Annotated in this window: 18 protein-coding genes; 10 read left to right on the top strand and 8 right to left on the bottom strand. The window is 60.5% G+C overall.

The window, feature by feature from the left end:
* The first annotated feature begins 30 nt into the window (after window positions 1-30).
* The 3 genes from G518_RS0118460 (at window position 31) to G518_RS0118450 (ending at window position 3,513) form a co-directional block, all read left to right on the top strand.
* Window positions 31-1,068, top strand: a complete 1,038-nt coding sequence (locus G518_RS0118460) for an aliphatic amidase (protein ID WP_028603808.1) — start codon at window positions 31-33, stop codon at window positions 1,066-1,068.
* A gap of 19 nt (window positions 1,069-1,087) precedes the next feature.
* The gene (locus G518_RS0118455; protein WP_028603807.1) at window positions 1,088-1,906 is read left to right on the top strand and encodes a CbbQ/NirQ/NorQ/GpvN family protein; all 819 of its coding nucleotides are present in this window, start codon (window positions 1,088-1,090) and stop codon (window positions 1,904-1,906) included.
* 143 nt (window positions 1,907-2,049) lie between these two features.
* Window positions 2,050-3,513 (top strand): nitric oxide reductase activation protein NorD, encoded by a 1,464-nt coding sequence (locus G518_RS0118450; RefSeq protein WP_245598023.1) that lies wholly within the window; start codon window positions 2,050-2,052, stop codon window positions 3,511-3,513.
* A 178-nt stretch (window positions 3,514-3,691) separates the two neighbouring features.
* Here G518_RS0118450 and G518_RS0118445 read toward each other — a convergent pair whose 3' ends face one another.
* Both G518_RS0118445 and G518_RS0118440 read right to left on the bottom strand, forming a co-directional pair.
* The gene (locus G518_RS0118445; RefSeq protein WP_028603805.1) at window positions 3,692-4,822 is read right to left on the bottom strand and encodes an alpha/beta hydrolase; all 1,131 of its coding nucleotides are present in this window, start codon (window positions 4,820-4,822) and stop codon (window positions 3,692-3,694) included.
* Complete coding sequence (locus G518_RS0118440) at window positions 4,819-5,334, bottom strand: VOC family protein (RefSeq protein WP_028603804.1); 516 nt, start codon at window positions 5,332-5,334, stop codon at window positions 4,819-4,821. The genes G518_RS0118445 and G518_RS0118440 overlap by 4 nt, the downstream gene beginning before the upstream one ends.
* A gap of 134 nt (window positions 5,335-5,468) precedes the next feature.
* Here G518_RS0118440 and G518_RS35825 point away from each other — a divergent pair, with 134 nt between their 5' ends.
* Together G518_RS35825 and G518_RS35820 are read left to right on the top strand one after the other, a co-directional pair.
* On the top strand, window positions 5,469-7,088 hold the full coding sequence (locus G518_RS35825; RefSeq protein WP_036595245.1) for an FAD-dependent monooxygenase: 1,620 nt from the start codon (window positions 5,469-5,471) through the stop codon (window positions 7,086-7,088).
* Window positions 7,085-7,297, top strand: coding sequence for a DUF2783 domain-containing protein (locus tag G518_RS35820; RefSeq protein WP_036595244.1), 213 nt, complete (start codon window positions 7,085-7,087; stop codon window positions 7,295-7,297). The genes G518_RS35825 and G518_RS35820 overlap by 4 nt, the downstream gene beginning before the upstream one ends.
* A gap of 192 nt (window positions 7,298-7,489) precedes the next feature.
* On the opposite strand, the gene G518_RS0118425 is transcribed toward G518_RS35820, so the two are convergent.
* Entirely contained in the window at window positions 7,490-8,206 is a 717-nt protein-coding gene (locus G518_RS0118425) for an IclR family transcriptional regulator (RefSeq protein WP_028603803.1), read from the bottom strand.
* Window positions 8,207-8,455: 249 nt separating this feature from the next.
* On the opposite strand from G518_RS0118425, the gene G518_RS0118415 reads away from it, so the two are divergent.
* From G518_RS0118415 to G518_RS0118400, 4 genes are all read left to right on the top strand, one after another.
* Window positions 8,456-9,655, top strand: a complete 1,200-nt coding sequence (locus G518_RS0118415) for an amidohydrolase family protein (RefSeq protein ID WP_028603802.1) — start codon at window positions 8,456-8,458, stop codon at window positions 9,653-9,655.
* On the top strand, window positions 9,652-10,620 hold the full coding sequence (locus G518_RS0118410) for an ornithine cyclodeaminase family protein (protein WP_028603801.1): 969 nt from the start codon (window positions 9,652-9,654) through the stop codon (window positions 10,618-10,620). Before G518_RS0118415 ends, G518_RS0118410 begins: the two co-directional genes overlap by 4 nt.
* Before the next feature lie 61 nt (window positions 10,621-10,681).
* Window positions 10,682-11,875 (top strand): cystathionine beta-lyase, encoded by a 1,194-nt coding sequence (metC, locus tag G518_RS0118405; RefSeq protein WP_036595242.1) that lies wholly within the window; start codon window positions 10,682-10,684, stop codon window positions 11,873-11,875.
* Between the two features lie 32 nt (window positions 11,876-11,907).
* A complete protein-coding gene (locus G518_RS0118400) occupies window positions 11,908-13,062 on the top strand; it encodes a CaiB/BaiF CoA transferase family protein (RefSeq protein WP_028603799.1) in 1,155 nt (384 codons plus the stop codon).
* 60 nt (window positions 13,063-13,122) lie between these two features.
* On the opposite strand, the gene G518_RS0118395 is transcribed toward G518_RS0118400, so the two are convergent.
* The 4 genes from G518_RS0118395 to G518_RS0118380 form a co-directional block, all read right to left on the bottom strand.
* The gene (locus G518_RS0118395; RefSeq protein ID WP_028603798.1) at window positions 13,123-13,866 is read right to left on the bottom strand and encodes a hypothetical protein; all 744 of its coding nucleotides are present in this window, start codon (window positions 13,864-13,866) and stop codon (window positions 13,123-13,125) included.
* 166 nt (window positions 13,867-14,032) lie between these two features.
* Window positions 14,033-14,392 carry an AtuA-related protein gene (locus G518_RS35815; RefSeq protein WP_051237005.1) on the bottom strand — a complete coding sequence of 120 codons (360 nt, stop codon included), beginning with the start codon at window positions 14,390-14,392 and terminating at the stop codon, window positions 14,033-14,035.
* Window positions 14,393-14,394: 2 nt separating this feature from the next.
* Complete coding sequence (locus tag G518_RS0118385; protein ID WP_028603797.1) at window positions 14,395-15,753, bottom strand: acyclic terpene utilization AtuA family protein; 1,359 nt, start codon at window positions 15,751-15,753, stop codon at window positions 14,395-14,397.
* Between the two features lie 8 nt (window positions 15,754-15,761).
* Window positions 15,762-16,727 (bottom strand): Bug family tripartite tricarboxylate transporter substrate binding protein, encoded by a 966-nt coding sequence (locus G518_RS0118380; protein WP_028603796.1) that lies wholly within the window; start codon window positions 16,725-16,727, stop codon window positions 15,762-15,764.
* A gap of 166 nt (window positions 16,728-16,893) precedes the next feature.
* Between G518_RS0118380 and G518_RS35810 the strand changes: the two genes are divergently transcribed.
* Complete coding sequence (locus G518_RS35810) at window positions 16,894-17,856, top strand: LysR family transcriptional regulator (RefSeq protein WP_051237003.1); 963 nt, start codon at window positions 16,894-16,896, stop codon at window positions 17,854-17,856.
* 2 nt (window positions 17,857-17,858) lie between these two features.
* Here G518_RS35810 and G518_RS35805 read toward each other — a convergent pair whose 3' ends face one another.
* Window positions 17,859-18,488, bottom strand: a complete 630-nt coding sequence (locus G518_RS35805; RefSeq protein WP_084651971.1) for an SRPBCC family protein — start codon at window positions 18,486-18,488, stop codon at window positions 17,859-17,861.

Below are 18,488 nucleotides of genomic sequence, written 5' to 3'. Positions count from 1 at the left end.
CTATCCCTTTCCCCCTTCAGGAGCACCGTCATGAGACATGGAGATATATCGAGCAGCAACGATTGCGTGGGCGTCGCCGTGGTCAACTACACCATGCCTTCCTTGCACACCAAGGCCGAGGTGTTGGACAACGCGCGCAAGATCGCCGACATGATGGTCGGCATGAAACGAGGCCTTCCGGGCATGGACTTGGTGATTTTTCCCGAGTATTCCACGCACGGAATCATGTACGACGCCAAGGAGATGTATGACACAGCGTCGACCGTGCCAGGAGAGGAGACGGAGATATTCGCCGCCGCCTGCCGCAAGGCCAAGGTGTGGGGGGTGTTCTCGCTCACAGGTGAGCGGCATGAAGAGCATCCGAACAAAGCGCCGTACAACACGCTCATACTCATGAACGATCAGGGGGAAATCGTCCAGAAGTATCGCAAGATCATGCCGTGGGTGCCCATCGAGGGCTGGTATCCGGGTGACTGCACTTACGTGAGCGAAGGCCCCAAGGGCATGAAGATGAGCCTGATCATCTGTGACGACGGCAACTATCCCGAAATTTGGCGCGACTGCGCGATGAAAGGAGCCGAGCTCATCATCCGCTGCCAAGGCTATATGTACCCTGCCAAGGAACAACAGATCATGATATCCAAGGCCATGGCGTTCATGAACAATACCTACGTCGCTGTGGCCAATGCTGCGGGCTTCGATGGTGTGTATTCCTACTTCGGGCATTCGGCCATCATCGGCTTTGACGGGCGTACGCTGGGCGAATGCGGCGAGGAAGCGATGGGCATCCAGTACGGAGAGCTGTCCATGAGCTTGATCCGTGATGCGCGCAAGAACGGCCAATCGCAAAACCACCTGTTCAAGCTCGTGCATCGTGGCTACACAGGCACCATCAACTCCGGCGACGGTGACAAGGGTGTGGCGGCCTGTCCGTATAACTTCTACACGCAGTGGATCAGCGATCCCGAGGGCACACGTGAAATGGTGGAGTCGTTTACGCGCACCACCGTGGGTACGCCGGAGTGTCCGATTGAGGGCATTCCGAACGAGCCTGCCAAGCACCGTTGAGAGAGGAGCGCGACACACGATGACCGCATCCACTCCGGATCCGCTTGCGAGCTATCGCATCGAGACCGAACCCTTCTACCGGCCAGCGGGCAATGAAGTCAGCCTGTACCAACAGGCCTATCACCACCGCATGCCACTGATCCTGAAGGGGCCGACCGGTTGCGGTAAGACCCGTTTCGTGGAACACATGGCGTGGTCGCTGGGTCGCCCGTTGGTCACGCTGGCGTGCAACGAGGACATGACAGCCTCAGACCTTGTGGGGCGCTACTTGCTCGATGCCAACGGCACGGCCTGGCAGGATGGGTCGCTGACGCTGGCCGTGCGCCACGGCGGCATTTGCTACCTCGACGAGGTTGTGGAGGCGCGGCAAGACACCACCATTGTGATCCATCCGCTGACCGATGCGCGGCGCATCCTGCCACTCGACAAGAGGGGGGAGATGGTGCGTGCGCACCCCGATTTTCAGTTGGTGGTGTCGTACAACCCCGGCTATCAGAGCAGCGCGAAGGACATGAAACCCTCGACGCGCCAGCGCTTCGCGGCGTTGGCGTTTGACTATCCCGATAGCAGTCTCGAAGCGGAAATCGTTGCTCACGAGGCGCAGATCGGGCTTGACCTTGCCGCGAAGCTGGTGGCCATTGCGCACTGCTCACGCGAGCTGAAGCACCGAGGGCTTGACGAAGGCGTGTCGACCCGCATGCTGATCTACGCGGGCGCGCTCATCCGCAATGGCGTCACGCCTCGTGAGAGCTGCGATATGACGATGACACGCGCGCTCACTGACGACCCCGACATGGAGGCTGCGCTGCAGGGCTTTGTAGAGGCCCAGTTCGGATGAGCGACGGCTTGCTCTCGCTGTCGCTGCTGGCGCGCGGGCTGGCCGGCATCGACCTGGAGTTACAGACACAGCAGGGACCACGGGCAGTACTCGTCGGCAGGCGGTTACTGCTGCCCGAAGGCGCAGATGGTTTGCGCCGCGCCATGGTCGCCCACGCCGTTGCACACCTGCGCCACTCACAACCTGCGCGCCCAGCGCACCCACTCAAGCCCATGGGCATCGCCCTGGTCTCAGCGATCGAAGACGCGCGCGTTGAGCGCCTGTTGTGCCGCGACTTCCCTGGGTTGCATGGCTGGTTCGCCACATCGCTCGCGCCCATGCCCGACTCGTTGGATCTGCGCTTCGCCGCGCTCGCAGCCCGCATGGACCGCATACTCCTTCTGCACGATGCGCAGGACGATAACCACTGGGTAAATAAGGCGCGCCGGCTGTTCGACGAGACCGTGTCCCGGGCGGGGTTGGAAGATTACAGCGCCTTCCGCAGCATCGCGTCGATCCTCGCCAACGACCTCGGCCAGATGCGTGTGCGCTTCGAGCCCCACGGCTACACGGTGCCCGCGCGCTGGCGTGACGACAACAGCTACCTCTGGGATTTTGATGAGGCCGAAGTCCCGCCCGAAGAGGCCATCGCTCTGCAGCAGCCGAACACACGATCACCGCCTTCGAAATCTGCGAGCGAAGATGTCATGACCTCGCCCGAGGCCACTGTCGAGATGAATCTTCGCAGCTACAGCTACCCCGAATGGGACCGCAAGCTGGAACGCCTACGCCCTGACTGGTGCACGGTGATCGAGAAGATGCCGACATGGCAGGGGCTGCCTGTGACGCATGCGCAGGCCAGCGCAAACAGAGAGTACGTTGCTCCACTAGCGTTGCCCCGCCACCTCGACCGCAAGCGCCGTCTGCGCCGGCAGCCGGAGGGTGATGATATCGACCTCAATGCGGCCGTAGAGGTGTTGATTGACCGTCGGCTCCAGCTGCGGCCCGACCCACGCATCTTCATGCGCGCGGGCAAGGGACCGCGCTCTTCGAGCGTGCTGGTATTGCTCGACCTCTCCGAATCCACGAACGATACCGATACGGGACATGCATCGCTGCTCGACCTTGAGAAGCAAGCGGCATTGCTGCTGGCTGCCTCAAACGCGCGCGGCACATGCCGCATAGCCGTGCACGGCTTCTCGTCGAACACTCGCGCTGAGGTGTACTACTACCGCTTGCTCGAGTTTGGCCGGCCGCTTGATGCACCCGCGCGGGCCATGATCGGTGCGGTGCGCGGGCGCTATTCGACTCGCATGGGCGCCGCTTTGCGCCATGCCGCTTCGCTGTTGCAGACAGAGCCGCGCGGACAGCGCGCGCTGCTACTTGTGACCGACGGCGCGCCAAGCGACATCGACGTACACGACCCTGCCTACCTGATCGAGGACGCCCGCCAGGCGGTCTCCGAAGCGCGCGAAGCAGGCGTACGCACGGCCTGCATCGCGGTGGACAACTCAGCTGACGCGTACGTGCGACGCATCTTCGGCTGGCGAAACTATTGCATTACCGACAACCCGCGTAGCCTTCTTTCGCGCTTGGCGCACATGATCGCGAATCTGACGAAAGTCTGAGATCACAAAGACTACAACGCTTGAACTGCCGGCTGAGGCTGCCGCAGACGGTTCAGGTATCCCGCGCCCCTCCGGCTAGTGTGCTGCCCCGCAAATAGCTGCACAGAATGAAATCTATGCATTCTTACTCGGGGCAAGGCAAAAAAACGCAGCGATACCGAGTGGTATCGCGAGGTTTTCAGACCGCCCGTGCGACCCAATCCAGGATGGCATCTATGGTCTCGCGCACCTTTTCAGGTTGACCAGCCAAGTAGTGAGTGCCGCCTTTCAGCTCATGACGCGAGATGCGGCCAGGCTGGCGTGACTTCCACAGTAAGTTCATCGCAGGCACCACTGAAGCATCTGCCGTGTGTTCGATGGACAACACCGGCACAGTGGTTTCGATGAGGTTGCTGGGGCCATCTGCCTTGGTGCATTCCGCCCACTGGCTCAAGTAGGCCGTGATTGTGGTGTAGCGGCCAATATTGTTGGCGCCATAGTTGACTTCGCGCGGGTTGCCCCAGATGTTGCTGCCGGCAGGCCGGTCATTCGGGTCCAGGCTGGAGTCCAGGTGCCTGGGGTCCGCCGCCGTGCGATAGATGATGAAAGCCATATCGCGCACGGGTACTGGCATGGCGCGGATAAAGGCCAGTTGTGCGCGTGCCCATTGTTCTATGCGCGCATTGCGTTCCACCTGGGCAGCCCGGTAACGGGTCAGCCATTCAGCGCTATAGGCCGGGCCGTTGGCTGTGTTGAACATGTCCAGCTCGGGGTTGGCGGAGAAAGCGTCGCGCTCATCGATCACCGAGGGATCAAGCCAGTCGGCAAACAGACGCGAACGGCCGGGGTGCGCCGCTGTGAGCACGATGCCGTCGACCGGAGGCAAATCTTCAGCCACCAGCCCTGTTGGGTCTCCCGCAGGCGTATGGGTGGCGGTGAACTTCTCGGCCTGCGCCTGGTAGTAAGAGGCGAGCGCGGCACCACCGGAGTTGCCGATCAGGATGATCTTCTCGTAGCCTTGCTCTCGCAGATAGCGTACGCCGGCGCCCAGATCCTGGAGCACCCGCTCCATGATGAGCTGGGAGTCGTTGTTCACGTAGCGGGAGTTGAGCCCCAGCATGGTGATGCCGGCCTCTGCCATAGGCTCCAGCAAATAGTGGCCCATGAAATTGCTGGCGGGGTGCATGACGATCGCCGCTGTCTTGCGATCCTTGGCCCGCACAATGGCGCCATAAATTTTGGGCCACAGTTGGGCAATGCCAGACTGCGAATCCATGGATATGCTTGGCTTGACATCCAGGACCACGAGCTCTTTAGTCAAGGAAGTCATGCGCGCCCCTCTGCTTTGTCTGCCGTCCATTGCGCCAGTGTGGAATGGGCCTTGCGGGAGAAATCATCCAGCACATCCGCGCCGCCCACTTGCCAGGAAAGCTCCAGGCGCAGGCCATTGGGATCATGGAAATAGATAGATTGCAGCCAGCTGTGATCCACGATACCGATCACTTTGACATTCGCATCCAACAGGCGCTGGCGTGCGCTTTCAAGCTCTTCGCGAGAGCCGACCGACATGGCCAGATGGTTGACCCAGGCGGGCGTGGTGGGGTCAGAGGCGCCCTGGCCATCGCCGAGATCAAAAAAGGCAACATAAGAGCCATCGCGCATCTGGAAGAACAGATGCGCGAACGAGCTTTCCTCTCCAGTGGAGGGGACTCGATCTTCGCGCACCACGTGCGCAAGAGGCAGACCGAGCACATCTTCATAGAAAGCCCGGGTCTCTTCTGCGTCGCGGCAGCGCCAGGCGACATGATTCAGTCGATTAACGTTGAATTCCGGCGGGTGCATGGCGTCCTCACGATGGGGTTGACGATAGTTGACGAAAATCGGTTGTCTTGGTTAGACTGTCCGAATACAGGATGACACTGTTCAAATATAGGACGTCAGTCTGCCACAATTTCTCTCAACGGCCAAGGACATTGATGGAGTTCGTTTCATATTTCGACTACGAGAAATTCGCGCCCGTAGTCCCAAAGACCCAACAAGGGCGCGATCAGGTCCGCCACCGCGTGGCGGTGGTGGGTGGAGGCCCTGTGGGCTTTGCGGTGGCGTTGGGCCTGGCTCGCCAGGGAATCGCCAGCGTGGTGCTGGAGGCGGACGACAGCGTTTGTCTGGGCAGCCGTGCAGGGTGCGTCACGTCTCGAACACTGGAGATCTTCGAGCAGACGGGGGTGGCCGAGCCCATCATGCGCCAGGGTTTGCCCTGGGCAGAGGGGTGGAGCTACTACCGCACAGAGGAGGTGTTGCACCTGGAGGTGCCGCAAGATCCCGTCGCGAAGTTCCCCAGGCTGGTGAATATTCAGCAGTGCTATATAGAGCAGTACATGCTGGACTCGATCAGGGCGAACTACGCCGACCTGATTGAAATCCGCTGGCAAAACCGCATGGAAGCGATGCGCCAGGTCGATGGAGGTGTAGAGCTGGATGTGTCCACACCGGAAGGCACCTACACACTGAACGCTGACTGGGTAGTGGGCACCGATGGCGCCCACAGCGCAGTGCGCAAGGCTCTGGGCGCCCGCTTTGTGGGCACACGCTACGACGGCCAGTACATCATTGCGGACATCAAGATGAAAAGCGAGCTCCCCGCGGGGCGCCGCGCGTGGTTTGATCCACCTTCCAACCCGGGTGCCACACTGCTTTTGCACAAACATCGGGACGATCTTTGGCGCTTTGACTATCAATTGCGCGAAGACGAAGACCCAGAAGAGGCGGTGAAGCCTGAGAACGTGCTGGAGCGTATTCGAAGCCACCTGGAACTCATTGGCGAACACGCACCCTGGCAACCGGTATGGATCACCTTGTACCGGGCCAGTTGCCTGACGCTTGAGGACTATCGGCATGGCCGGGTGTTGCTGGCGGGCGACGCTGCCCACCTAGTGCCCATCTTCGGAGTGCGCGGACTCAACTCCGGCATGGAAGATGTGAACAACCTGGTCTGGAAGCTGGCTTTCGTGATGCGAGGCCAGGCCAATGAACGCCTGCTGGATACCTATACGCCTGAGCGTGTGTTTGCCACGCGCGAGAACATGCGCCATGCCTCCAAGAGCGCTGAATTCATGGCACCACCTGCACCGGCGTTCGCGCTGATGCGTTCGGCGGTGCTGGGGCTGGCAGCGGAACACCCCTGGGTTCGCCGCCTGATCGATCCCCGCCAGAGCACCACGGTGGGCTATCCGGATTCGCCGCTGAATCAAGCTGCGCAAGATGCGGCATTCACGGCAGGCCCTCGAAGCGGCTTTGCCTTCATTGATGCGCCTCTGCCCCAAGGCGGCCACCTGTGCCAACACATAGGCCCGCAATTCACCCTGATGGCGTTCGAGCCAACACCGGCCTGGACCGCACAAGTGTCTGAGCTGAATCTGCCGCTAACCCAGTTGTCGCTTGAAACCAAGAGCGATCTTGGCCAGCGCTACGACGCCAAACCCGGCACGGTGTACCTTATTCGCCCGGACGGAAACGTTCTGGCCCGCTGGCGCCAGGCGGACGCCCCTGCTATTCGCCAAGCCATCGAACTCTGCTGCCAAGGAGGCTCTCTGTGACCGCACTCGCTCCCCAGGATCTGGACGATCTCTACACTGAGCTCTGCTACAGCATGGCCCGCACCGGCGAGGAAGCCACCCCACAAATTTTGGCGCGCCTGACGCTCTTGCTCATGCATGAGGTGGGCGATGCGCAGCGGGTTCGCAAGGCCATTCAGGATGCGATCAAGGATTTTCCGGAAACCGTGGCGGTGGAAAGCCCGTTTTGATACCGCATTGCGTTCACTCCACCCACACCGTTCGGGCTGAGCTTGGCCTGTCCTGAGCTTGACGAAGGGTCGAAGCCTCGCGCAGCGCTTCCACAGGCTCAGCGTGAACGGATTTGTGTTTCCGAGCGGCTTGGTATGAAAGCGCGGCGCACAGGCAATCGCAACCAGGTTCAGCTCCGGTGTGCCTTGGTCTCAGGCGCTCTGCTGCTTGAGGGCGCGAGCAATGGCTGTGGCGGCTTTTTTAAGTGCCTTGACATAGGTCTCCACCGCCTCGGCACGTACAGCCGGGTAAACCACGCCAATCGAGGCGATGGGCAACTTATCCTGCATGATGGGCACGGACACACCGTGCACGCCCGGCGAGAGCTCGTCGTGCGATACGGCGTAACCCAATTCGCGCACTTCGCTCAGCAATTGAGACAAGTGATCCGGGTCTTCGGAATGCTGCAACGCGTACGCAACCGTGGGAGCTTCGCAAAAGGCCAGGATGGAGCGCCCACTGGCCCCCTTGGAGAGAGGGTGGCGAAAGCCTCGCGTCAATTGCACCCGCATGAAATGATGGCCGCCCACGGCCTGCTCGATCTGGATCGCCTCATGGCTGCCTTGCAAGGCGGTCAGAATGAAGGTCTCGCCAAACTCCTGAGCCAACGTGTCCAGGATAGGGCGGGCCGACGCGATCAGCTCGGGTTCCACAAACTGCGCCAGGTGCAAAAGCGCCGTGCCAGGCAAGTAACCTGCCTCCACGCGGCGCACAAAGCCGCGCCCCTGGAGCGTTGCAAGCAGCCGATGCACTACGGTGCGATGCATGTCGAGAACACGTGCGAGATCGGTGGTTCCCAGCGGACCGTGTTCGGCAATATAGGCCAGCAGGACGAGCGCCTGATCGGCTGTCTTGGAAATTTCGGGCATAACTCAGTGATGGTGCCTATGGAGATGATGTCCGATTATCGGTCATTAACGTCTAGGAGGCTGTCTGACTTGGAGCGCCGATAGCGAAAATGGGCCCCAGCGAGGACAGTTTTCGCTGGATTTGCAGGCCCATAGCCAAGCTATGGGTCAAAAAGACGGTGAAAAATGGACCGCTGCGGCCCATTTGCAGCCGGCGATTTCCAAGTCCGACAGCCTCCTTGGCTTCGACAAACTTAAGGAGTAATGGTGATGCAGCGTGTTTTGATCCACAACATTGGAGAGTTCTATACGGGCGATCTGGCGCAGCCCAGCTTGCCGGTCAAGTCCATTGCCATTGCCAAGGGGCTCGTTGAGGCCCTGGACCCAAGCTCTCATGAAGGGTTTGATACCGTCATTGATGCGGGTGGCCTTGCCGTGGTCCCCGGTTTGATTGATGGCCACGTGCACCCCGTGGCCGGCGAATGGACGCCCACGCAAGATGCCATAGGCTGGGTGAGCAATTACCTGCATGGCGGCACGACCACCATGCTCTCTGCCGGTGAATTGCACATGCCCGGGTTGGATTATGGAAATTTAACGCCCGATCTCATCACCTCGCTCGCCGAAGTCACTGCCAATACCTTTGCCAATGACCGCGCCAGTGGTGTCAAGCTTCATGCGGGCACTGCATTGTTGGTGCCGGGCATGACAGAAGCTCACTTTGATCGCCTTGCACGAGCAGGCGCAAAGCTGGTGAAGTTTCTGTTCTATCCATTTGCGCAAGACCCTGAGGAGGCCAAGCGCTATGTGCGTTGGGCCCGTGAGCGCGGGCTGCGGAGCAAGGTGCATACCGGAGGCGTGTCACGTTCGGGCGTGAGCCAGATTTGCGGCTTCGAAATCTTGTCCTGGTTGCAGCCAGACATTGCGGCGCATGTCTCGGGCGGCCCCATCCCTATGTGCGATGAAGACCTTGACCGCGTGATTGATGAGCTGGAGTTTCCTCTTGAAATCTGCTCCTCCGGCAACTACGCCTCGGGCCATCGCGCGGTGCGGCGCCTGGTGGAGCGCGGCCGGCTCGATCGCTTGACCTTGGGCAGCGACACCCCTGGCGGCACAGGCATCATTCCACGCGGCGCCTGGCGCAACATTCTCTTTCTATCCTCGATGTGTGGCCTCTCGCCAGCGGTGGCCATTGCAGTGGCCACCGGCAACACCGGCCGTGCCCACGGGTTGCAAGAAGGCATTCTGGCTCCCGGACGGCCCGCCGATCTGGCCTTGTGCGGCCCGGTGGAAGGCTCTGCCGGCACCTCGCTCGCAGACGCTGTGGCCCATGGCGATCTGCCAGGCATCACCCATGTGCTGATCGATGGCCAAGCCGTTGTTTCCGGGCGCAGCCGGCAGACGCCTCCTCCGCGCCTGCGCCCCGTGGTGAATTGCTGCGGGCCTGATTTCATCCGGAGTCGCCCATGATCCTACTGGACGCGCCTACCCTGCGTGCCGTGCTGACCACCGCGGATTGCGTGGAAGCCATGCGCCAGGTCTTCATGGACACCGCAGAAGGTGGCTTCTACGCCCCCGTACGAACACGCGTGCGTCCGGAAGGCGAGAGCCCCAACGGAATGACGCTCATGCCCACGCTGCGCATGAAATCCCCGCGCCGGTGGTGTCTTAAGCAAATGGTGGTCACACCGCAGAACTCTGCAGTAGGCCTGGACCCCTTGCAAGGCGTGGTGTTGCTGCACGATGGAGACAACGGCCAGGTGCTGGCCATTGCAGATGCTCCTGAGCTGACCACCTTGCGGACTGCAGCCACCACCGCGCTAGCCACCCGCGCGTTCGCCCGGCCGGATGCGCGCACGGTGGCCATCATTGGCGCCGGGGTGCAAGGCCGCACTCATGCCGCTGCCATGAGAGCCATCTTGCCTAACGCGCAGATCCGCCTCTGGGGCCGCTCGCCGGAGAAAGCCGCAGAACTGGCGCGTGAGATGGGGTGCGAGCCCTTCACCAGCATCGAAGCCGCTGTGCGTGATGCCGATGTGGTGTGCACGGTTACCGCAGCGCATGATCCCATCCTGAAGAAAGAGTGGATCGCTCCAGGCTGCCATGTGAACGCGGTGGGCTCCAGCACGCCTGCTGCCTGCGAGATTGATCCCGCACTGATGGCCGCAGCGCTTTTGTTTGTAGACCGCAGAGACGCCGCGCTGGCTGAATCGGGTGATGTACGCCGGGCCATCGCCGCCGGTGCCATCACCGAGCAGCATATCCGGGCTGAGCTGGGTGAAGTGCTGCTGGGCTGCGCCCAGGGGCGCGTCAGCACGGACGAGATCACGCTCTACAAATCGCTTGGATTTGGCGCGCTTGATTTGGGTGCCATCGAGTTGGCCGCCGACAAAGCGCTTGCCTCAGGTTTAGGGAAGCTTGTGTCATGGTCCTAAGCGTTGTTGGCCCCCACGCTCCCCCGCTTCGCGCGGTCCGTTGAACCCACATTTCCCTTCGATGAAAAAAGACACTGATTTGGACGTTGTTTCGATCGCACGCGATCCTGGCAAACCGTACGAAAGCGTGAACCTGCCGGTATGGCGGGCTTCCAGCGTGCTGTTTTCCAACGTGGCGGACATGCGCGCTGAGGTGACCGCCACAGCGGCGGGCCAACGGCGTGCGGCCAATTACGCCACCGCAGGCACGCCAACCACCTTTGCACTGGCCGAGGCCGTGGCACAGCTGGAAGCCGGCCCGCACGCGGCACGTGCAGCCCTGATGCCAAGTGGCTTGTCCGCCATTGCGGCCACCCTGTTCGCCTTTCTCTCGCCTGGCGATCATTTACTGATGAGCGATTCGGTGTACGGCCCGGCGCGCCTGTTTGTGCAGGGCATGCTTGCTCGCTTTGGGGTGCAGACCACTTTCTACGATCCCTGCGTGGGCGCAGCGATTGAAGAGCTGCTGCAGCCCAACACCCGCATGATCTACCTGGAAAGCCCGGGGAGCTACACCTTTGAAATTCAGGACGTACCAGCCATCTGCGCCGTCGCGAAGCGGCACGGCATTCTGACGGCGATTGACAACGCATGGGCATCCCCCGTGCTGGCTCGCCCGTTTGATTGGGGCGTGGACATCTCGGTTATTCCCCTCACCAAATACTGGAGCGGCCATGCAGACGTGCTGATGGGCGCCGCCGTGGTGCGTGAAGAGTTGTGGCCCAAGCTGCACCAGTCTGTGCGGCAGCAGGGCTTGTGCGTAGGGGGCGATGACGCGTGGCTCATCATGCGCGGCATGCGCACCCTGGAAGTGCGCATGCGTGCGCACGAGAGCCATGGCATCACGCTGGCTCAATGGCTGCAGTCACGCCCCGAAGTAGCCCGCGTGCTTCACCCAGCACTGCCTTCGCACCCACAGCACGCCCTGTGGAAACGCGACTTCCGTGGCGCCAGCGGCCTGTTCTCGTTTGAGCTGCGCGCGGCCACCGCTGAGCAGGTCAGTGCGCTGTGTGATCACCGCAAGCACTTCAAACTGGGATTTTCCTGGGGTGGCTTTGAGAGCCTGATCATGCCGGGCAACCTGGCAGGCTTGCGCACTGCGGCCCCCTGGTCAGGCGGCCCCTTGATCCGCGTGCATGCGGGTCTAGACAACCCCGCAGAACTTATTGCCGATCTCGAAGACGGCTTTGCCGCTATGGCTGCAATCGCATCCTGATTCTCTTTTTTAATTCAATACCCACTTAGCTCATGAACGCTTTGTTGCCCCTTGCCGGTGTCCGCGTGGTGGAGTTTTGCTCTACCGCCTCAGGCCCTTTCTCCACCATGCTGCTGTCAGATATGGGCGCTGAGGTCGTGAAGATCGAACCGCCCGCAGGCGATGGCCTTCGCCAATGGCCGCCGCTGAACAATGGCTATAGCGAGAACTTTGCTTCGCTCAACAGGAACAAACGCTCGGCGGTTCTGAACCTCAAAGACGCCACGGACGTGGCGCTGGCACGCAAGCTCATCTTGGAGGCCGAAGTGGTGGTGGAGAACAACCGCCCGGGGGTGATGGATAGGCTGGGCCTGGGCCACGCCGCCATGTCGGTTGAAAAGCCCTCCTTGGTGTATTGCTCCATCTCCGCATACGGGCAAAGTGGCCCACGCTCAGGCGAAGGCGGCTTCGATCTCACCATTCAGGCGGCTGCAGGGGTGATGAGTGTCACCGGCGAGCCTGATGGAGCGCCGGTGAAATGCGGCGTGCCCGTGTCGGACTTCGCCTCCGGCCTGTATGCGGCCTTTTCAATCGCATCGATGCTGGTACACGTGCGGGCCGGGGGTAAGGGTGCGCACATTGATATTCCCATGTTTGGGTGCACGCTGGGTATTGCCGCTTTGCAGACCAGCGAATTCTTTGGCAATGGTCGCAGCCCGGGCAAGCTGGGCTCTGCTCACCCGCGCAACGCGCCATATCAGGCGTTCGCGGCGAAAGATGGCTATTTCGCCATTGCGGCGGGTAACCACAAGCTGTGGCTGGATGTGCTGCGCGTAGTGAGCATGCCGCAATTGGCTGAAGACGCCCGCTTTCTCACCACCACCGATCGAGCCAAGAACCAGGGGGCGCTGAAAGACCTGCTGGAAGCTGAGTTCACCACCAAGCCGGTGGACCACTGGATCAACGCCTTCAACGCAGCCGGTGTTCCCCATGCCCGCATCAACGACTACGCAGCCGCGCTGGCTGATCCACAAGCTATTCATATGGGTTGGGTGCAGCCGCTGGAATTGCCCAACGGCCAGAAAACGCAGACCTTCACCTCTCCCATCCGGCTGAACGGTGAGGGCTTTGCAGTCCGCCGCGCGCCGCCTGGTCTGGGTCAGCACACTGACGAGATTCGCGCGGAATACGCTGGTACGGGGAGCTGACAGCTAAGCTTCAGTGGGCTCATAACGAATGGCGTTCATTCGATGAACCGCCTTTCGGTATCAGCCCTTCTCTTCCAACATCTTAGATGCCGGCGCAGAAGCCGCACGACGTGTGGAAGGTGCCGGTTTGGAAGCAGCCTCCTTGGGAGCGCCAGCACACTTCAAACCCGCACTGCGATCACGCGTGCCTTTGAGACGGGTGGCAATCTGATCGAGCACCGGCGGCGGGAGCGATTGCTGGAATTCATAGTTCAGGCGCGTGATCTCCGCTGCCAGGTAGCGACACTCGGCCTCTTGCTGGCTAGGCTCTCCGCCAAGAGGGGCTCGCGCGATATCCGTTGAGGCTTTGTCGCCGGTGGAGCCAGAAACACCATTGGGGTCCATCGCCGTGGCTTCTGCTGGAGTGATCACCGCTACCGCACCTTCCGGGCAAGGCTCATTGGTGAAGGTCACCTGCCCATCCAGCTGGCACTTGTTGATGATGTTGGTGCCAACCACGGCAGGGGCCTGAATGCCGGCTTCTGTCACAGGTGGGGGGCTGGCCTGCGCTGGCTGCACGGGCACTGGCTGGGGCGCTGCTGCCGGTGCCGAAGCTATAGAGGGCACTGCAGGCGCTACTTCTGCCACGGGTTCGGTAGTTGCGGTTTCAGCGCGCTCAGCGCTGGCTGACCACCACCGGTAGCCCTCGTATCCGCCCAGCACCAAAAGCGCCAGGGCAAAAAAGACAACGATCCAGCGCGTGGGCGAGTTTCCGGTCTCGACAGGCGGGCTGATGGGCCGTTCGTTGGGAGTGTTCTCTTCCATAGAAAAGGCGGCGCACAAAAAAAAGTAACACTAATGATACGACTAGTGCAGGGCGTGAAACGCGATCTCGCCCGTCTTTACTTCTCGCGCTCGCACTGAAGGTTCATAGAGTCAGTGCGAGCTAATGTGTGCATCTATGGACCACAGGCCCGCCAACGCACGTTGATCAGCTTTGGAGTACCGCTGAAAATCGCTTCAGCGCCTGCTCCGCCAGCTCCTCGGGCAGATCGATGGGCATGCGCAAGATCGCGCTGGACATGGCTTTTCCATAGTTGTCCAAAGCCAGGGTGCGCGACACCCCACCTGCCAATGCGTTGTGCATCACAAAATTCATGCCGCAGATGTTGTCTGCAAGGTGGCGGTCTACACGCTCGGCCACCTTGTAAAAGGCGCAGACTTTTTCAGCGGTGAGCTGTTCCACCAGATACGGATAGGCAGACGGCTCATAGGCGAAGACGCCCACGTTAAAGATATTGCCCTTGTCTCCCGAACGGCTGTGGGCAAGGTAGCGCAGTGCTATTTCCATAGTCAGCTTTCAAGCGAATGCAGTTGAACACCAATCGCGCCCCGGTCCACGAGCGTGGACCAGATCCCAATGACCTCCCGGGTGCGCTCGTTGAAAGGCAAACGCTTGCCCGTAGCCGCGATGCCAGATACCGCCATGCCATCGACTTCGCCACCTATTTTTTCCGCCATCTCGCGCGTTTTTGTTCGCGCCGACACCCGCACGGCGAGTTCATAAGGCTCATGCTCCACAGGGGGTGAGGCCTCCCGGTGCACGGCATTAACCCCCAGGAAATCAATCCGCAAGTCTTGCGCTTCCAAGCCCACCATCTTGAATCGCTCTTCCAGCATTCGCTTGGCCAGTTTTGCGCGCGCCAGCGCCCCAGGGCCCGCATAGAAGAACCAATCTTCTCCAATGAAGCCTTCCTTGCACCCCATGGATACCTTCAACGTTTGAGGTTTGGGCCGGCCCGTAACGCCAGAAAAGCGCACACGGTCTTCACCAATTTCTTCTACGCGAGCGGTCAAGAAATTAACCACCGCATCTGGAGTGAGATAGGCAGATGGATCTCCGACCTCATAGAACATCTGCTCCTTCACGGTCTGCGCATTGACGCGCCCACCGGTTCCACCAACCTTGGTGATCACGGTGTCTCCTGATCTGCTCACCTCGGCGATGGGTAGCCCAAGATTCCAGGGGTCTGGAACATCCTTGAAGCCAGGGTCGCTGAAATACCCTCCGGTGACTTGCGCGCCGCATTCCAGCAGATGCCCTACAGCCGAGCCCTGCGCCATGAGGTTGGCGTCATCCACTGACCAATTGAAGGCGTGGATCATTGGGGCCAGGAAAAGCGAAGGGTCAGACACGCGGCCGGTGATCACGATCTGCGCGCCCTCATTGAGCGCCTGCACAATGCCATCCACCCCGGCGTAGGCCTCTGCGGAGATCAAGGTCTCGCGCAAGGTACTCACCGGTGCGCCCGTTTCCATGATCTTGTCGGCCAGGGTAAAGACGCGCTCACTCAAATCATCCCCAATGACCGCCGTGATCTTGACGCCGGGAAACCCCAGCTCCGCACAAATCCGCGCCGTGGCCTGCGCCGCCGCGAGAGGATTGATCCACCCACCATTGGTGATGATGCGCGTTCCATTGGCCATGCAGTGCGGAATGACCTTGCGCATTCGCTCTTCCAACAGCGTCTCGTAGCCGGGGAAGGAGGGGTCCTGGCGCTTGCGGGTCTGCGCGAAAGACACCGTGGCTTCCGCCATGGTCTCAAAGCAAAGGAAGTCCAGCTTCCCGTCTCTGGCGTTGACCACAGCCGGCTCCACCCGGTCACGCCACCAACCAGAGCCGCATCCAATTCGAATCGTTTGAGCTTGCATGGCTTCACTCAATCCAGTTTGATGTTGGCTTCACGAATAACGCGCGCCCATTTTTCGTCTTCCGCTTTGAGATACGCCGCAAAGTTTGCAGGCGTGCTGCCAACCGGTATGGCGCCCAAAGAAATCAGCTTCTGTTTGACATCTGGCGAATCCAGTGCCGCCTTGATGCCATCGCTCCACGCGGAGATGGCCTCCGGCGGCGTGCCCTTGCGCGCAAGCATGCCAAACCAGGCGTTAACTTCGTAATCAGGAAAGCCGGACTCCGCCAAGGTAGGCACATTAGGCAGGGCTGGGACTCTTTGCTTGGTGGTAACCGCCAGAGGCCGAAGCTTTCCTGCATTGATCTGAGCCAGCGCCGCAGGCAGGTTGTCGAACATCACCCCAATATGCCCGCCCAGGAGATCTGCAATGGCCGGGGCAGAACCTGGGTAAGGCACATGAACCATCTGGGTCTTGGCCATGCTGTTGAACAAGGCGCCTGAGAGATGGGGCGAGCCACCATTGCTTGTGGATGCAAAGCTCACGCTGCCCGGTTTGGCCTTTTCCGCGTTCACCAGATCCCCCACGCTTTTGTAGTTGGCTCCCGGCCCCACGTTCAACACATTGGGTGTGTTGATAACCAAGGACACCGGATCAAAATCGGTGTAGGCCACCTTGCTGGATTTGCTCAAGTAAGTATTGGCAATGGTGGCAAACGTTCCCAGGAACATGGTCTGGCCATCTGCGGGTGCATTCAACACTTGGCGGGCGCCAATGACCGTGGCTCCACCCGGCCGGTTCTCTACCACTACAGGTTGTTTGAAGGTGGTGGTGAGCTTGTCTGCCAGCAGGCGCGCCAGAATATCTGTGGTGCCGCCAGGGGGAACCGGCACCACGATGACCAGAGGGCGGGTGGGCGCAAATTCTGCAGCTTGGGCATTCATGCCCACAGCAAGAAGAGCGGTCAGGGCAGCCGCTGCCATTTGAGTTTTCATTTTTGTCTCCGTTAGAAGGGCTTACCCGCCCCGATGCCCGATCGTGCACCCCTGCCCCGGTTAGCGGCAAACGAATCCATGGAAAAGCTATTGTGAAAATTCTTCACAGATGCGGCACGATCTGTGCAAAACTGGCTTCAGCTGATCCACTTCCTACGATAGAACTATGAATAACCGAGCCCAGCAGATTGATCGAATCAGCGATGTGGCGTTGTTCGTCCGCGTGGCCGAACGAGGCAATTTTTCAGCGGCCGCCATGGACTGGCACTTCTCGCCCTCCACAGTGAGTAAAGCCATTGATCGCCTGGAGAGCCGGCTCAAGGTTCGCTTGTTCGACAGAACCTCACGCGCCGTGACGCTCACGCCGTCCGGGCGTGCCTTCTACGGCAAGGCACAGGCATTGCTGGATGCGGCGGAGAGCGCCCAAAGTGCTGCCACGCAAGCGCAGGAAGATGTTCGCGGCAACTTGCGACTTCATGCGGCGCCTGTGTTTGGCAGGATCGAGTTGACGAAAGTCATCGCCTCATTTCTTGCAAAGTACCCAGAGGTACGCATAGAGATGTTCATGGGACTTGACGCACCAAGCCTCGCAGAACGCGGGCTGGATCTGCTCATTCATTCCGGACGCCTGCCGGATTCATCCATGGTCTCCAAACCACTGTCTACGGTTCGCTGGATCGTGTGCGCATCTCCAAGCTACCTGGCCAGATGCGGCATGCCTTTGCAACCGGAAGACCTGGTGCAGCACAACTGCCTGAACTTCACCGTGAAGGATGCATGGAACCAGTGGCAGATGAGTTTGGCGCAGGAAACGCATGAGCAAGCCACGATGGGTAACTTCTCCGCGAGCGATGGCGGCGCTCTGATTGAAATGGCAAGGCAGGGCGCGGGAATTGCCCGGCTAGGGGATTTTCATGTGCGCCCCGATATTGATTCCGGCGCCTTGATTCCGCTCTTTACCAACCGCTCTTTTGAAGTGCACCCGGTTCTGGCGGTTTATCACCACCGGCGGCATCTCAGTGCGCGCATCCACACCTTTGTTGAGTACGTGGGGGAAGCATTGAAGGAACGCAACGCGGCCATGGATGCCTGGATAGAGGCACTTCCGGGGCGTTTTTCCGGCCGGTGAGCTCAGCGCATGACCAACGCCAGGCAATACCCCAAGGCCACGCCAACCGCAGTTCCAAAAACGACCAGCCACGCTGGGGCGGTTTGCCCATAACCACTGGAGCCGGTGCTGATCGACGGCGTTGCCTGCACGGACTTTTGCGCTTGCATAGCGCCCCCCCCTTGCGTTGCAGCGAGGGAAGAGTCTTGTGTTTCGCCTGTCAATTGCCTGGCAAAGGCTAAGAAAAAATCGTCCGCATTCTTCTTGGCCACCGATTGGATCAAGCGACTGCCCACACTGGCCAACTTGCCGCCCACTTCCGCTCCGGCGGTGTAGCGCAATATGGTCGACTCGCCGTCCGGACGCAAACCCACGCTGGCACTCATCTTGGCAAACCCTGCCGCACCGCCTTGCCCGCGACCGGTGAGCGTGTAGCCATTGGGAGCGTCTATTTCTGAAAACTCCAGCGAGCCCCGGAATGTGGCGGAGATAGGCCCCACTTTGGTGGTCACGATGGCGGCAAAGCTGTTTTCACCTGTTTTCTCAAGTGATTGGCAACCAGCAATGCTGGCCTTCAAGATCGCCGGATCATTCAGCGCCTCCCATACGCGCTGCTGGGGAGCCGCGATGCGGTATTCGCCGAAGAACTCCAT

The organism is Ottowia thiooxydans DSM 14619, assembly GCF_000422885.1.
GTDB classification, from domain to species: Bacteria; Pseudomonadota; Gammaproteobacteria; order Burkholderiales; family Burkholderiaceae_C; genus Ottowia; species Ottowia thiooxydans.
The sequence above is the reverse complement of the archived record's forward strand: the minus strand, read 5'-3'. Positions and strand labels throughout refer to the sequence as shown.